The 16,283-nt window shown below is 38.7% G+C and carries 13 protein-coding genes; 10 read left to right on the top strand and 3 right to left on the bottom strand.

The annotated features are described in order from the left end of the window. The first annotated feature begins 120 nt into the window (after positions 1-120). From BMW38_RS05670 to BMW38_RS05660, 3 genes are all read left to right on the top strand, one after another. Positions 121-1,512, top strand: a complete 1,392-nt coding sequence (locus tag BMW38_RS05670) for an L-cystine transporter (RefSeq protein ID WP_004643616.1) — start codon at positions 121-123, stop codon at positions 1,510-1,512. Between the two features lie 147 nt (positions 1,513-1,659). Next, positions 1,660-2,475, top strand: coding sequence for a PhzF family phenazine biosynthesis protein (locus tag BMW38_RS05665; RefSeq protein WP_092706475.1), 816 nt, complete (start codon positions 1,660-1,662; stop codon positions 2,473-2,475). A gap of 122 nt (positions 2,476-2,597) precedes the next feature. Then, a complete protein-coding gene (locus tag BMW38_RS05660; RefSeq protein WP_092706473.1) occupies positions 2,598-5,360 on the top strand; it encodes a M16 family metallopeptidase in 2,763 nt (920 codons plus the stop codon). A gap of 62 nt (positions 5,361-5,422) precedes the next feature. Here BMW38_RS05660 and BMW38_RS05655 read toward each other — a convergent pair whose 3' ends face one another. Next, positions 5,423-5,806: a DUF3144 domain-containing protein gene (locus tag BMW38_RS05655; protein ID WP_003650402.1), complete on the bottom strand. Its 384-nt coding sequence runs from the start codon at positions 5,804-5,806 to the stop codon at positions 5,423-5,425. A gap of 103 nt (positions 5,807-5,909) precedes the next feature. Here BMW38_RS05655 and BMW38_RS05650 point away from each other — a divergent pair, with 103 nt between their 5' ends. Continuing rightward, entirely contained in the window at positions 5,910-6,542 is a 633-nt protein-coding gene (locus BMW38_RS05650; protein ID WP_092706471.1) for a hypothetical protein, read from the top strand. Positions 6,543-6,577: 35 nt separating this feature from the next. Here BMW38_RS05650 and BMW38_RS05645 read toward each other — a convergent pair whose 3' ends face one another. After that, a complete protein-coding gene (locus tag BMW38_RS05645) occupies positions 6,578-8,041 on the bottom strand; it encodes a CYTH and CHAD domain-containing protein (RefSeq protein WP_092706469.1) in 1,464 nt (487 codons plus the stop codon). A 165-nt stretch (positions 8,042-8,206) separates the two neighbouring features. On the opposite strand from BMW38_RS05645, the gene BMW38_RS05640 reads away from it, so the two are divergent. The 6 genes from BMW38_RS05640 (at position 8,207) to rapA (ending at position 15,180) form a co-directional block, all read left to right on the top strand. Next, the gene (locus tag BMW38_RS05640) at positions 8,207-8,590 is read left to right on the top strand and encodes a DUF962 domain-containing protein (protein WP_092706467.1); all 384 of its coding nucleotides are present in this window, start codon (positions 8,207-8,209) and stop codon (positions 8,588-8,590) included. A 116-nt stretch (positions 8,591-8,706) separates the two neighbouring features. Further along, positions 8,707-9,318 carry a thiamine phosphate synthase gene (thiE, locus tag BMW38_RS05635; protein WP_092706465.1) on the top strand — a complete coding sequence of 204 codons (612 nt, stop codon included), beginning with the start codon at positions 8,707-8,709 and terminating at the stop codon, positions 9,316-9,318. Positions 9,319-9,360: 42 nt separating this feature from the next. Next, positions 9,361-10,659, top strand: a complete 1,299-nt coding sequence (hemL, locus tag BMW38_RS05630; protein WP_092706463.1) for a glutamate-1-semialdehyde 2,1-aminomutase — start codon at positions 9,361-9,363, stop codon at positions 10,657-10,659. Between the two features lie 62 nt (positions 10,660-10,721). Further along, a complete protein-coding gene (locus tag BMW38_RS05625; RefSeq protein WP_092706461.1) occupies positions 10,722-11,426 on the top strand; it encodes an isochorismatase in 705 nt (234 codons plus the stop codon). 132 nt (positions 11,427-11,558) lie between these two features. Then, entirely contained in the window at positions 11,559-12,197 is a 639-nt protein-coding gene (locus BMW38_RS05620) for an RluA family pseudouridine synthase (protein WP_003650418.1), read from the top strand. A gap of 145 nt (positions 12,198-12,342) precedes the next feature. Beyond that, on the top strand, positions 12,343-15,180 hold the full coding sequence (gene rapA, locus BMW38_RS05615; RefSeq protein WP_004643602.1) for an RNA polymerase-associated protein RapA: 2,838 nt from the start codon (positions 12,343-12,345) through the stop codon (positions 15,178-15,180). Positions 15,181-15,237: 57 nt separating this feature from the next. On the opposite strand, the gene BMW38_RS05610 is transcribed toward rapA, so the two are convergent. Further along, positions 15,238-16,254 carry an AI-2E family transporter gene (locus BMW38_RS05610; RefSeq protein ID WP_045125815.1) on the bottom strand — a complete coding sequence of 339 codons (1,017 nt, stop codon included), beginning with the start codon at positions 16,252-16,254 and terminating at the stop codon, positions 15,238-15,240. Positions 16,255-16,283 lie beyond the last annotated feature (29 nt).

Genomic DNA, 16,283 nt, shown 5'->3' with positions numbered 1-16,283 from the left:
ACGCAGGTTTGTAATCATCTTGATGCTATAAAATTGTTGAAAAGGGTAGTTTATATAGGCCGGCTATGGTCAAATATGCCCCCTTGAAAGATGACACAAGCAATAATTTGGAGTTTGGGAATGAATATACCCTTAATCATCAATATTGTGGTTTTTGTCGGGTTAATATTTTTACTCGCCCAAACACGTAAAACGGACTGGAGCTTATCAAAAAAAGTTCTGGCTGGCTTAATTCTAGGTGTGGTGTTTGGCTTAGGACTACATTTGATTTATGGCGGTGGCCATCCGATTCTTGCTGAATCTATTAGCTGGTTTAATATCGTTGGAAATGGCTATGTAAAACTTTTACAAATGGTCGTCATGCCTTTGGTATTTGTGTCTATTTTGGGAGCGGTTGCAAAATTACACCAAGCATCGTCTTTAGGCAAAATCAGTTTTTACACGATTGGTACTTTACTATTTACAACGCTGATTGCTGCACTCGTAGGGGTATTTGTTACTAACCTGTTTGGCTTAACGGCAAAAGGCTTGGTGCAAGGTGCTGCTGAAACTGCGCGCTTAACTGCCATTAATACAGATTATGTAGGCAAAGTTACCGATTTAAGTGTGCCGCAATTTATTCTTTCCTTTATTCCAAGTAATCCATTTGCTGAATTAACTGGTGCAAACCCAACTTCAATTATTAGTGTGGTTATCTTCGCCGTGTTCTTAGGTATAGCAGCACTCAACCTAATGAAAGATGATGAAGAAAAAGGTCAGCGTATTTTAACTGCAATCCAGACTTTACAGTCTTGGGTAATGAAATTGGTTCGTTTGGTGATGACGCTTACACCTTATGGTGTTTTTGCACTCATGACCAAAGTTGTGGCAAGTTCTAACGTAGCAGATATCCTAAACTTAGGCGGTTTCTTAGTGGCGTCTTATTTGGGCTTGGCGATTATGTTTGTCGTACATGCCATTATTTTGACGCTTACCGGTGTTTCTCCACTTAAATTCTTTAAGAAAGTTGCTCCAGTTTTAACGTTTGCATTTACCAGCCGGTCAAGCGCTGCAAGCATTCCACTGAGTATCGAAGCACAAACTCGTCGTTTAGGTATTCCTGAATCTATTGCAAGTTTCTCTGCTTCATTTGGTGCGACAATTGGCCAAAATGGTTGTGCTGGTTTATATCCAGCAATGCTAGCGGTAATGGTTGCGCCAACGATGGGAATTAATACGCTAGACCCAATGTGGATTGCATCGTTAGTCGGTATTGTGACTTTAAGTTCAATTGGTGTAGCTGGAGTAGGGGGAGGTGCAACTTTCGCTGCACTGATCGTACTTCCTGCAATGGGCTTACCTGTAACTTTGGTTGCGCTTCTTATTTCAATTGAACCATTAATTGATATGGGACGTACTGCGTTAAACGTAAATGGTTCAATGACTGCGGGTGTTGTTACCAGTCAATTTATGGGCCAGACAGATAAAGAAATATTAAACAGTGAAGATGAAATTGAATTAACACATCATTAATAAACTGTAAGAGACGACTCAATCTTATTGGATTGGGTCGTTTTTTTATGTGTGAATAATGGCTGTAATGTTAATTTTTAAAAATCTGTGTCTGTTTATATTTAAAAAAATTGAAGACAATGAATTAATTTAAAAGAGTTGAATATCATGAAAATGTATCAAGTCGATGCTTTTACAAAAGAGTTATTTCGTGGAAATCCCGCCGCTGTGGTTGTTGAAAAAGAATGGCTAGATGCAGATTTAATGCAGAAGATAGCACTTGAAAATAACCTGTCTGAAACTGCTTTTGTAAAAATCATAGACTCTGAAAATTATGAAATTCGTTGGTTTACTCCAACAGTTGAAGTCGATTTTTGTGGGCATGCCACCCTTGCCAGTGCTTTTGTAATATTTAAGGATTTTACCGAGAAAAAGACCATTAATTTTCATGTACGAAACTTAGGTCTTTTTGTGATTCATCAAGATGAAGATGGCAAAATCAGAATGGATTTCCCAATTCGTAAAGCTCATCAAGTTGAAGATTATCCGGCTATTTTACGTCAAGCTTTAACTAAACCTTTTAAAGCGGTTTATCAAAATGTTCAAGCCTACATTGTTGAATATGAATCAGTTCAAGATGTATTAGATGAACAGCCTGACATGAACTTGCTCAAAATCTTAGGTAAACGGGCTGCAATTACAACAACGGGTATCGATGTTGCAATAACATCAAAAGCCGACCAACAATATGATTGTGTATCTCGTTATTTTGCACCTGTCGCGGGCATCGATGAAGACCCGGTTACAGGTTCAATTCATACGGCAATAGCGCCGTTATGGGCAGAAAAGCTTGGGAAAAATAATATTACGGCTTATCAGGCTTCTAGTCGTGGAGGTGCTTTATATTGCAATGTTCTGTCTGAAGAACGTATTGAAATTTCAGGATATGGGAAACTTTATATGCAAGCTGAAATTTTTCTTTAAAATATAAGGCCGTTTAAATAAACGGCTTTTTTTTCAAAACTTTACTATTAATGTCAGCTTAAATTTCCTACTATAGTCCCACAACTAATGATTTTTTATTATTCAAATTAATTGGTATTTATATGTTTATGCAGTTTAAACAACTGACTCTCTCCCTATGTATTCTTAGTTTAAGTGCTGCGTCTTGGGCACAAACCACACTAGTAAAAAGCAAGCAAAATATTGAGGAATATAAATTAGATAATGGTTTTCGGATTGTACTTGCACCGAATGACAAAGAAAATAAAATCTTTATTAATACCATTTATTTAACAGGTTCATTAAATGATCCGCAAGGCAAAAGCGGCTTAGCTCATTTACTTGAACACTTGGCTTTTAAGGGGACAAAAAATGTTAAAGGGGAAGAATTCCAGCGTCGTTTAGATCAATATACGTTGATGACGAACGCAAGCACAGATTATTATTCGACCAAGTATACCAATATCGTTCGTCCGGAAAAGACTGCACTCAATGAAGTGTTGTATCTTGAATCTGAACGTATGGATAAATTGGTTCTACAAGAAAAATTTGTTCCTTCTGAAATTGAAATCGTAAAGCGTGAACGTGAAGTCCGTATGGATCAGCCTTTTGCTGTTTTAATGGACCAAATGTGGAAATCAGCTTATGGCAATCAATATTTAGGTCGTTTACCGATTGGTGATTTGCCTGAGCTTAAATCTATTAAAATGCCTGAGCTAGACCGCTTTTATCGTAGCTGGTATGCACCGAATAATGCTGTCATGGTTGTTTCGGGTAAATTCGATAAAACAGATGTATTAAAAACAATTGATCAATATTTTAGTCCAATCGCGGCACGAGAAGTTCCGAAGGCTGTACAGATTCCTGTACTAGACTCTACAAAAATAAAAAATCGTCAGTTCGTGGTGAAAAAGGGGAGCGATCTCGCTAAATTCCATATCTATATGAATGGAAAAAATACCAAAATTCAGCCGACACTCGCTTTAGCTCCTTTGCTATATACCATGCAACCAAGTGGCCATTTATATCAGGATATGGTTGAAACAGGCATTACCACAAATGTTGAAGCTAGTACGTGGTTAGACCAAGATTTTAATGTGGTATTCCTGGGCGCCATTTATGCGCCAAGTAATGACCCTAAAAAAGTTGAAAGCTCTTTACTCTCGGGTATTGAAAAAGGAAAGCCTTTTACTGAAGTTGAATTAAATCGTGTTAAGAGTTTAATGAAAACTCAAGGCGACTTAATCACTAAAGATGCTGTGGCACTTGGTTCGCGTTTGAGTGATTACACGGTCGCTGGTGGGCAATGGGATCAATATTTTAAAGATCTGGATTCGGTAAAAAACGTTAAGCTAGATGAAGTAAATCAAACTTTAAAACAGTTCCTTGTTGCTGAGCATCGTATTGACGGTGATATTTTGCCAACACCTGAAGACCAGAAGAAAGCTCAACAACAAAACTCAAAAGATGCGCCTAAAACCTTAGATCAGGTAGAAGCAAAGGCAGAGCCTTTAAAAGACCCGAAAGCCTATCAACAAGAAGTAACTGAGTTTTTAAAAACCTCAAAACAGTATGTAGAAAGTAATGAGAAAAAGATTATTCGTGGAAAACTGACAAATGGAATGAAGTATGCTTTATTCCCAGTTGAAACTCGTGATGATCGTACTTATGCCACAATTACGATGGATTTCGGAACAGAGAAATCTTTATTTAATAAAGGTACGGTAGTCGATTTAACCTCATATTTATTACTACGTGGTTCCGATAAATATAGCTTGCAGGATATTGCCGATAAATCGATTGATGCGGGCGGGGCTGCTTATGCAAGTGCCGATGGCAATGGCATGACCATTAACATTCAATCTAAATCAGAAAAATTTGATGAGTATTTCAAGTTTGTTCTTGATGTGATGAAAAATCCGAAATTTGAGCAATCTCAATTTGATTTAATTAAATCGCAAAGTTTATCAAGCCTTGATCGTCCTTATACCGAGCCAGATGTAGTTGCTGGCTTAACACTTTCCCGTTTACTGGAAGAATATCAACCGGGAGATTTGCGTTACCACTTTGAACCAGAGTTGGCAAAGCAGCAATTGAAAAATGCCACTCAAGAACAAGTGAAAGAGTTGTACGAGCGTTTCTTTGCAATGAACCATGCTCAAATCGCGATTACGGGCAAGTTTGATGCGAAAAAAATGCAGAAATTACTTAATCAGGAATTTGGTCGTTGGAATGGTAAACAGCCTTATCAAAAAATCTTGATTAATCATGTCGATTTTCCAGCACAGCAAGTTCATGTTTTATCTGAGCAGCGCGAATTTGGTAGTTACCAAAGCGTGCTTTCACTGCCCGTTGGGAAAAACCATCCAGATGCATCTGCTCTCATTTTGCTTAACTATATTTTAGGTGAGTCTCAAATTTCATCACGTTTGGCTCAAGAGCTTCGTGAGAAAAATGCATTAGTGTATGGTTTTGGAAGTGGATTACAGCTTGATCGTGATACGAATGTTGGGGCCTTAAGCATTAGCGCAAATTACACTTCGGGTCGCTCAGTGCAAGTTTCTGCATCAATACATAAGGTGTTGAATGACTTGTTGAAAAATGGTGTGACACAGCAAGAGCTTGAAGCTGCAAAAGCAGATATCATGAAGAAACGAGTTACGGCATTAGAAGATGAACGTAATATTCATGGTATGTTAAATCTCCAGCTTGAGTCTGGTAAAACATTACAAGACCGTGTTCGACATGACCAAGAGTTAACTAAACTGACTGTTGCAGACGTAAATGCAGCAATTAAAAAATATATTAAACCTGAACATTTAGTCGAGGTTATGGCTGACCAATATGGTCAGGCAGCAAAAAAATAAAGTCTTCTTTATAAATAAAAAGCCACTCAATCGTGGCTTTTTATTTGGGTATTTAAATCATATTAATGATCATGTTTATGCGCGTGAAAATCTTCATTTTTACGGAAACGTAAATAATTTTCGAATTGTTCACAATATTCATCGAAATTATCTTCAAGCATCATTTGAAATTGTTGCACAAGATAAGACATGACTTGATCTTTAGCATCACGCATTTCATTGCCATCTTTAAAGTTATTTGCTGCTACCCATGTGTTAAAACGGGCACTAGCAAATAACATTGCCGCACTTACTTGACCACGGAGTTCAGCTGGATCTGGTTTTTCACCTTTTGGCGGGCGACAAAAATCATTGGCTTGTTTGATAAATTCATCCGCACGCTCAAAGAAAACCGCATTTAAAGCTTCTTCTTCAGTAACATCTGTTGCATTGATCTTTTGAGACATGACTTATTCCCGCAAAAATAGAGTTGCTTATTATAGGCAAAGCCTTGCGGAAACAAAACCTTTGCCTTAGTCTGTAAATAGCCTAAGTATCGGGAGGTTTAATATGCAAGATGCAATTGCTATTCAAAGTTTAAAAACGGATATCGCTTTATTACGCCAGCATATTTTCCCGCCTCAATATTTAGAACATGTGGAAGGGCTGCCGATCTATTATGGTTTACAACAAGAAGTCGAAACCTATTATCAACAATGGCAAGGTTTAATTGAAAGGGCACAAGAACTTTTTCAGCCATTTATGGAAGATGAATTACCAGATGCGATTCATTTGCCAAGTCATTTAAATTTACCGTTGTTCTTTTTTCATGTAGACCGAATTCGGATTAATAAAACACGTGCGAAAGAGTCTAAAACTTTCCGTGGTGTTGCAAGCTTAATTGAAAAATGTGGGCAGTTCGAAACAGACCAGATTTTTACGATGCAAGAATGGTTGCAGAGTGACGATACTGCTGCACTGGTGGCTCATCGTGAGTTTATAGATTTAAGAACCTATGTATTCCAACATGGACAAAGTGAATATACCCGTTCACGTTTTTATACCAATGGTATTGTGTTAGGGGTTGAGCCGCATTTTAAATTGGTCGATGCCCGTGATAAGCCAAGAAAGCAACGTAGTGATAGCTATAATGACCCGTTAGCAGATAACGGTGTATGGAAAGTATTTGGTAAGTATAGATAAAAAGTCGCCGCACGTTTACAGCGACTTTTCATAAATTACCAGAAAGTTTCAGCCTGACTAAAAGTTTGTAAAGCTTTGGCGGACCGCTTTTGTAAGTGAGGCTGTTTGGCTTTTACCCAGCCTAATGCAAACCAGAAAGACGAGTCATTTTCGACAGCTTTATTAAAAATACCTTCAGCAATAAACAAATCGTTATATTGACCTAAAGTATTTTGTACAGGTTGTAGCTGTTTTAAATATTGCTGTACTTTTTTGTCAGAATAAAGACTTGAAATAAACTCAACACAATAACGTAACTGCTTAGCCGTCTTGCGTATTTTATGCTGTTCAGCAACTTCAAGCTCAGAGAAATGTTCAGCATTGCTGATCACTTTATGATGTAGCTTATCTAAACTCTTTTTAATATGTTTTTTTAAGCCACCTATTTTGGACTTTGGATCTTCTTCTGAGTAGGCGAATGCCAATAAATCTAGTAATAGCTTAATCGTGTCCGAAGATGTAAAGAGTATTGATAGTTCTTTGGATGGCTGGGCTGAAACTGGCAGTAAAAGTTCAGGTGAACCGTGTTGCTTAATGATTGGTAACACTTCGGTGCGAATCGCATCTTCATCACGAGTGTCTCCAAGCTGGCGGAAAAGCTCAGCAATTTGTTCTTCCCAAAGAGGATTTACCTCGTTTGACCATTCTGAAAAATGTTTAAGCGCACTACGTAAACGGCGCAAACTTACACGGGCTTGATGAATATGTTCAGCTTCGGCAATGCCATCGGCAATTGCTGCCATATTCGGTAAGAATTGTCCTAAACAGTTTTCGACAATCTTTTTGAGGGCCTGTTCAGCAGTAATATCTTTATTTAATGTCAGGGCTTTGGCATGAACAGCGGGTGAGGCAGCTTGTCCTAATGCTAATAAATTACCACGTTCGGCTTTGCTTCTTACATCAAGCCAAAGCGTATAACGATTAATCCATTGCTGTGCAAACTGAATAAGTGTTTTCACTGCGCCTTGCTTGAGTTCAAATTCAACTTCACAAATTATGCTTTGAGCGGTTGCAGTTTTTACTACACCGTCATCAAGGCAAACTTCAATCGCTGTATTATCTGCTTCAAACACATGATAAGTACGCTGTACATCAGTCTCAAATTGCAAACTTAGTTTTTTAGCTTCTTTACCTAGGGCTGTATTAAGTAAATCAGTCACTACTTTATTGTCTTGATATAACTCAAGGTTTAAATCAGGTTCTTGGTCACATTTGCCTAAAAAAACTTCTTCTTCAACGCGGTGTAAATGACTTTGACCAGCAGCTTTAAAGGTTTGGACCCAAAAATCATTTTCTTTACGCAAACGTAGCGCCATGCCATTTTTTGCAAGTAATCGATCGGGGGTATCGTAATATTTTGCCTGTAGATGAATCTGCTGTGCTTTATGCTTTTTTAAGTATTGCTGAACAGTTTTTTTCTTCGATTCAGGTAACTGAAACTTAAGCTCAACTTCAACCATAATGTATCTCCCTGAATCAGTTATTTAAACTATCTTGAATGAGTATAATAGCTTAGTACTAAAAGTAATGGTTTTGATAGAGAAAGTTACAATCAAACATATGACGCTACACTTTTATTTCGGTATACAATCAGGTGACGTTTTGATCAAATAAAAATCAGGAAGATGATCGTGAATGCACCCATAAACTTTAATCATGAAGCTCAGCCAGAGTTTGAATTGCCGATTAAAAACTATCAGGAATTTTATAGTTTTTATTTAACTGAACACCGTAATATCATGAGCAGACGCTTACATGTGGTGGGTAGTAGTATAGGCATATACTTTTTTTCTAAAGCCATTCGTAAAAAACAAGCCAAATATGTACTCTATGGTTTGGTAGCGGGTTACGCAAACGCTTGGGTTGGACATTTTGTGTTTGAAAAAAATAAACCTGCGAGCTTTAAACAACCTTTTTATAGCTTTATTTCTGATTGGCGTATGTTGTCTGATGTTGCACGTGGTCGTTTGAGTTTGATTGATCGTAAACACGATAAGATTCCGAGTTAATTTTTTATTTCTATTCTTAATATACCGATTGGTACTAGGAGACCTATATCAATCGGTACTTATGATGACCTATAAATCCGTTATACTAGCGAAGTTTTTAAAAGCGAGAGCTGAGTATGCGCGGTTTATACCTCATTACCAATGATGACCCAATCGAATTATTATTAGAAAAACTAGATGCCGCGCTTGCAACTAAACAGGTCGCAATTTTACAGTACCGCCGTAAAAAAATAGAAAAAACCAACCAGCCTGCTGAAGTTGAACAAATCAAACTTTTATGTGAAAAATATCAGGTTCCTTTTGTGATTAATGATGATCTAAAACTAGCTGCTCAGTTTGGTTTAGGTGTGCATTTAGGGCAAAGTGATGGCGAAATTACCGATGCAAAGTCACAGTTACCACAAAATGTCATTATCGGTCGCACTTGTTTGAACTCTTTAGAGCTTGCACAAAAAGCAATTGCAGATGGAGCGACTTATATTGCATTTGGTGCAGTCTATGCAACCTGTACAAAACCTGAAGCAGGTAATGTGGGCATAGAAGTGATTAAGCAAGCAGCGGCTCAATATGATTTACCCATTTGTGCGATTGGCGGCTTAACTGTTGAAAACTCAAAACCTGTGATTGAGGCTGGGGCTGACCTGTGTGCCGTCATTAGTGATATATTAGGCCGATCAACTGCTGAAATTCCTGCCCGTGTACAGGCGTGGGCACAATTATTTTCTTAAGCTTTCAAAATTATTTTTTAGATATTTAAGACGAGCATTTCCATGAGTTTATCTCCAAAGCAAGAACAGTTATTTAAACAAGCCAGCAAACACATTCCAGGTGGTGTGAACTCTCCGGTACGTGCCTTTAATGGCGTTGGAGGAACACCTGTTTTCATCGAGAAAGCGAAAGGTGCATATTTGTGGGATGTTGATGGTAAGCGCTATGTTGACTATGTTGGTTCTTGGGGACCAATGATTTTGGGCCATGCTCATCCAGAAATTATTAAGGCAGTTCAAACAGCCGCAGAAGATGGTTTAAGTTTTGGTGCGCCGACCGTACATGAAACAACGTTGGCAGATATTATCTGTGAAATCATGCCATCAATTGAATTGGTACGTATGACGAACTCTGGTACAGAAGCGACCATGACAGCTATTCGTTTAGCGCGTGGTTATACTGGCCGTGACAAAATTGTGAAGTTTGAAGGTTGCTACCATGGGCACTCAGACTCACTTTTAGTAAAAGCAGGTTCGGGTTTACTTACTTTAGGTGAAGGTGAACCAACTTCAAAAGGTGTTCCAGTTGACTTTGCTAAACACACTTTAACGCTGCCATACAACGATATTGCTGCATTAAAAGAGTGCTTTGCCAAGTTCGGTCATGAAATTGCGGGTGTCATTATTGAGCCTGTCGCAGGTAACATGAATATGGTGAAACCAATTGACGGTTTCTTACAAGCCATTCGTGATGTGTGTGATGAATATAAATCTGTCTTTATTATTGATGAAGTCATGACAGGTTTCCGTGTTGCTTTGGGTGGCGCTCAATCAGTTTATAACGTTAAACCAGACTTAACGACCTTAGGTAAAATTATTGGTGCTGGCTTACCAGTAGGTGCATTTGGCGGTAAACGCGAAATCATGGAATGTATCGCACCTTTAGGTGGCGTATACCAAGCAGGTACTTTATCTGGGAATCCACTCGCTATGCGTGCTGGTATTGAGATGTTCAAACATTTACGTCAACCAGACTTTTACAGCAACTTATCAGCTCAACTTGAAAAGTTACTTGCAGGTTTACAAGCAGCAGCTGATGAAGCGGGTATTCCATTTAAAACTCAGCAAGCTGGTGCAATGTTCGGTCTTTACTTTACCGATCAAGAAGACATTACAAGCTTCGACTCTATGTTGGCGTGTGATATTGACGCTTTCAAAAAGTTCTTCCATGGCATGTTAAAGCGTGGTGTAAACTTAGCACCGTCAGCATTTGAAGCAGGCTTTATTTCATCTGCTCATTCTGATGAAGATATCGAATATACGATTCAGGCTGCAAAAGAAACATTCGCTGAAATGAAGTAAGCAAAAAAGCCCGTTTAAAACGGGCTTTTTAATTTGGGCCATTTTTATATTTGTAGATAACGATGTTTTATCCCTTACCTCGAAAAATCCAATTAGCAGCAAATACTTCAAATTGGTCAATTGAGTCTACGCAAAGTATTTTGCTCATCATTGGGCTAAATGAATTTAAAGTTTTACCGGATTGGGCAGGGCAGCCATTAGCCGATCATTTAGAATTGCTAAGTAAAAGAGCACAGGCGCTCGAAATTCCAGTTATTTTTATGGAGACATCTCAGCTTCAGCAAACCATGTTGCAGCTTGGTCAGCGGCTGTCATCAAATAGTAAAGCTCAAGTTGTGATGGCTGGGCATTTGTCACCTCTATTTAAACAAGTCATGCAGCTTGTTTTATCTATTACCGATTATGTAGCTATTGTAAATGATGCGATCTTGGCGGCTAATCTAGAGCAGCATATCCAATGGGTTGAAAAGATAAGTTTTGACCATATAAAACATTTAAATACACAGACCTTAATGCGCTCATGGTCTTTAAGTGCGCCGTCTGAATATATTTTGTCGGATAAAGGAATTTTATTGGCAATTGCTGAACAGGTTGGACGACATCCTATGGAAGTTCACCCTGAAATTGATCTAAGAAACTACGGATTAAATCAATCTGCTGTGAATTATCTAGTCGACCTATGGCGTGCGAACGGTGCAAGCCTCAGCGCTGAAGAGGTGATGCAAGTACCTACCTTGCAACATATTATGCAGTTATTGAAGCATTGACTCACCATAGACCCAACGTGCGCCATAATATTTGCAAATTATGCTGTTAATTTACCCGAACGGCATTGTAATTCGGACGTAAGCTTTTTATTATTGCCCGCTTGTTTTTCATCTTACCTTGGGAATACAACTTTGAGTGATTTTCTAAGTGAACATCTGATCTATCGTGATGATGATTTTATGGTGATTCATAAACCTTCGGACATCTTGAGTGTTCCGGGTAAGGGTGATTTACATGATAGCGTTCTGACAAGGTTGGTTGCGATTGAGCCTAAAACTTTGCTCATTCACCGTCTAGATCGAGACACTTCCGGTATTTTAGTTTTTGGTTTATCCAAGCGTGGTCAAAGTGCGATTGCGCGTCAATTCCAAGACCGTCAAACTTCAAAAATATATGAAGCACTCGTCGCTGGTCATTTAGAGGGTGAGGGGACTGTAGATATTCCCGTTATCTATGATCCAAGCCGACCACCTTTACATATTGTCGATGCTTCTCACAATAAGCCTGCTTTAACCCATTGGCAGGTTCTAGAAAATTTTCAGATTCAGGGACAACCTGTAACGCGTGTGAAATTAACACCAATTACGGGTCGATCCCATCAACTCCGTGTACACATGCAATATCTTGGACATCCAATTGTAGGTGACACGCTGTATGCAACACCGGAGCAGCAACTTGTTCCGCGTTTGTGTTTGCATGCCAAACAGTTAAGTTTTAATCATCCTGTCACAGCAGAAACATTAACTTTTGACTGTCCTGTACCGTTTTAATGTAAAAAATTTTAATGCGTGATTTTTTGTAGCAAAGTCATTTAATTGGTTTTTGCTTCAAAATTTTGCTTTAAAGACTACATAAAAAGATGCAAAAATAAGCTAATTTGCATCGTACAATATGTAGTGCGAACTTGAGAGAAAGGTGGAAAAATTGCAGCAGTATGCTATTGGTCAACGTTGGCTATCAGACACAGAGACTGAGCTCGGTTTAGGTGTACTTATTGATGTAGATGAAAGATCTGTCAGCATTTTATTCCCCAAAAGTGATGAAACACGTGTATATGCACGTAATAACGCTCCACTATCTCGTATCATCTTTAACACAAATGATGAAGTTCAAGATCAAGAAGGCAAGAAGTGGATTGTTGAGTCTGTTGAAGACCGACATGGCGTTTTGCGTTACAACGTTGTTCGTACCTTAGAAAATGGCGAGCAAGATCGTAAAGCGCTGAATGAAACACGTATCGGTGCGCAAATTCAGTTGTCGAAACCTCTAGATCGTTTGCTTGCAAGTCAGGTCGACTATAAAGAGTGGTATGACCTGCGTATTGAAGCGATGCTCATGCAAGCACAAATGCAGAATAGCCCTCTACGCGGTATGATTGGTGCGCGAGTTGGTTTAATTCCGCATCAGCTTTATATTGCACACGAAGTTGGTAAGCGTTTTGCACCTCGTGTTTTACTTGCCGATGAAGTTGGCTTGGGTAAAACAATTGAAGCTGGCTTAATTATCCACCAACAGCTTAAAACCGGTCGCTCAGAACGAATTCTTATTTTAGTCCCTGATTCTCTACAGTATCAGTGGATGATTGAAATGCGCCGTCGTTTTAACTTGCAATTCTCTCTGTTTGATTTAACACGTACCGCATCTATTAAAGAACATGATCCAGAACTTAACCCGTTCTTGACTGAGCAATGCATTATTGCCAGCGTTGATTTAATGGTTGACCATGATGATTTGCGCGAGCAAGCCATTGAAGCTGGGTTTGATTTACTCGTGGTCGATGAAGCACATCATTTGATGTGGAGCGAAGAAGAAGGCGGCAATGACCGCTACGATTTAATTGAAGAGCTCGCTGAAAATACGGCTGGGGTGTTATTGCTTACTGCAACACCTGAACAGCTTGGTGTAGAAAGTCATTTCGCACGTTTACGTTTACTTGATCCGCAGCGTTTTAGCAGTTTAGAGCGCTTCTTAGATGAAGAAACTCAGTATCAGCAGACAGCAAAAATTGCTGAAGTGCTCATGTCTGATCAGCCTTTAGCTCCTGAGCATTTATCTGCTTTAGAGGGCTTGTTAGGGCATAGTATTGAAGACCAGCCTGAACAACGCTTTAGAGCAATTCATGAATTATTAGACCGTCATGGTACAGGTCGTATTTTATTCCGTAATACGCGTGAAGCAATTCAAGGCTTCCCAGGGCGCGATTGTCAGCCAGCACCATTACCAGCACCAGAAGATTGGTCAAAAGATGGAAAACTGCGTGAGCAGATGTGGCCTGAAGAAGCACACCTTGATGGTTCATGGATGCAAAATGACCCACGTGTGTTATGGGTAATGGAAGTTCTGCGCAAAGATCTTAAGCATAAAAAAGTGCTTTTAATTGCGCGTAGTGGGCCAGTTGTTGAAGCTTTAGAAAATGTTTTGCGTTTGCATGCCGGCATCCGTACAGCCATGTTCCATGAAGGCATGAGCTTACTTGAACGTGACCAAGCTGCTGCTTATTTTGCTGAAGAAAGCTATGGTGCACAAATTCTACTGTGTTCGGAAATTGGTTCGGAAGGCCGTAATTTCCAATTCGCCAGTGATCTAATTTTATTTGATCTACCAGCTAACCCAGATGTTTTAGAGCAACGTATCGGGCGTCTAGACCGTATTGGTCAAGAAAACCGAATCCAGATTCATGTGCCATATCTTGTGGGAACAGCTCAAGAGCGTATGTTCCGTTGGTACAATGAAGCACTTAATATTTTCAGCAATATTTCGCCAACAGCACAAACGTTGCAAGAAAACTTTATTGTTGAATTAAAAGACTGTTTGCTTGCAGACCAAGGCCAAACATTTGAGGATTTACTTGAAGAAGTAAATGTTCAACGTCAAGCTTTAGAAGCTGAACTTCAAGCAGGGCGAGATCGTTTACTTGAATATAACTCATGTCGTCCAATCGTGGCGCAAGAGATTGTTCAGGCATTAGAAGATTATGATGACAACACAACACTCCCAATGTTTGTGAAGCGTTTCATGTCATCAACCAATATCGACTTTGATGAGCAAAGTAACGGTACTGTGATTATTCGTCCAACAGATCAAATGCAAGTGCAAGGTTTGGCGTTAGACGAAGAAGGCATGACAGCAACGTTCTATCGCGATCAAGCACAGCTTCGTGAAGATGCTCAATATTTAACTTTAGAGCATCCATTCATTGAAAGTGTAATGGAAATGATCCGTACACAATCATTTGGTAGTACCAATGTTGCTGTACTCAAATCTAATGCGTTAAAGCAGGGTTCAGTATTAATTGAAGTGTGGTTTAAAGTCGATGTGGTGGCGCCTAAGGCGTTGAATCTACCATCGAGCTTACCTAAGCAATTAATTCGTGTGCTATTAAGCGAAAATGGTCAAGATTTGTCTGAGAAAATTGATCCGACTATCTTAAAACCATATTTACACCATTTAGATGGCAATAGCTGTCGTCAGGTGGTTAAAGCTCGCCGTGATATCATTGAGGAACGTTATAAACAAGCGTTAGATATCGCAAAAGTTGATTTGCCGCAGCTTCAGCAGCAAGCAAAAGAACACTATGGTAATAAATGGCAATATGAAATTGACCGTTTAACTTATCTAAAACAGTTCAACCCAAGTATTCGTCAAGATGAAATTGAACGCTTACAAAAGTTGCAAAAAGAAGGCTTGAGCTTGCTTGATGGTTTAACTGTTACACCAGAAGCAATTCAAGTATTAGTTGTGGTTAAGCCATAATTAATTCTAAATAAAAAAAGCGCCTAGAGGGCGCTTTTTTTATAGATCGATTTTGAATTAGATGAGACCAGCATCTTTTAGTTCTAGTTTTAAATATGCATAAAAAATTGGAGCCGCGATTAAACCGCCTAAGCCAAAAATTGACTCAAATACCAGCATTGCCAATAAAATCTCCCATGCATTTGCATTGATTTTATGGCCAATAATTTTAGCATTAATAAAATATTCAAGTTTATGAACGAGAACGAGATAAAGTAATGCTGCTCCTGCTAGTCCGAGTGAAACAGTAAGAGCGGCAATGAACGTTAATGTGTTGGAAATAAGATTACCTAAAATTGGAATCAGTCCAAACATGAAGGTCAAAATAGTAAGAGTTTTGGCAAAAGGAAGGTGGACTCCCCAAAGCGGTAGTAAAATAAACGCAAACAAAATAAAGAGCAGGGTATTAATTGCTGAAATTTTTATTTGTGCAAAAACAACATTTTTAAATGAAATTGATAATTTTTGAATACGTTGAATCAGAAGAGATTTAAAAACAGGCTGCGGCCTACGGTGGTGAAAACCATGTATAGCAACCAAAATACCGATAATGAGGCCCATCACCATAGTCACGAAGTTATGCAAAATATCGGAACTGGTATTTTTTAATATGGTCACGTTATCTTTCATAAACGCAAAGATTTCGTCTTTTAGTTCTGTCACGCTATCGGGAATATAGCCCGGAAGATATTTGCTAATTTCAGCTTGTAAATGTAGTAGGGTTTGATCGACTTTGCTGTTGATATTATGGATGCCTACACCTTTTAAATCATGAACTACAAAGCTAATTAGACTTGTAATGAAAAAACCAATAAGTGAAATAGTGACAATACTTAATAAAATACTAATAAAAATACGGGCTCTTTGACCATCAATATAACGTTCTACAACCGAGCTTAAGCTAATAATAATTTCATAAATAAGAAAGCCTGCAAAAAAACTTGCTAATAGATGTAATGGGATAACCGAAAGCAAAAAGATGCCCATAAGAATGTAGCTTGCAATCAGACTTTGACGATTATTCAAATTTTGCATGTTGATCCCTGAGATCGTTGGGAATATAG

This window comes from Acinetobacter sp. yr461 (assembly GCF_900110445.1).
Lineage (GTDB): Bacteria > Pseudomonadota > Gammaproteobacteria > Pseudomonadales > Moraxellaceae > Acinetobacter > Acinetobacter calcoaceticus.
This window is presented reverse-complemented; position numbering and strand designations above follow the sequence as displayed.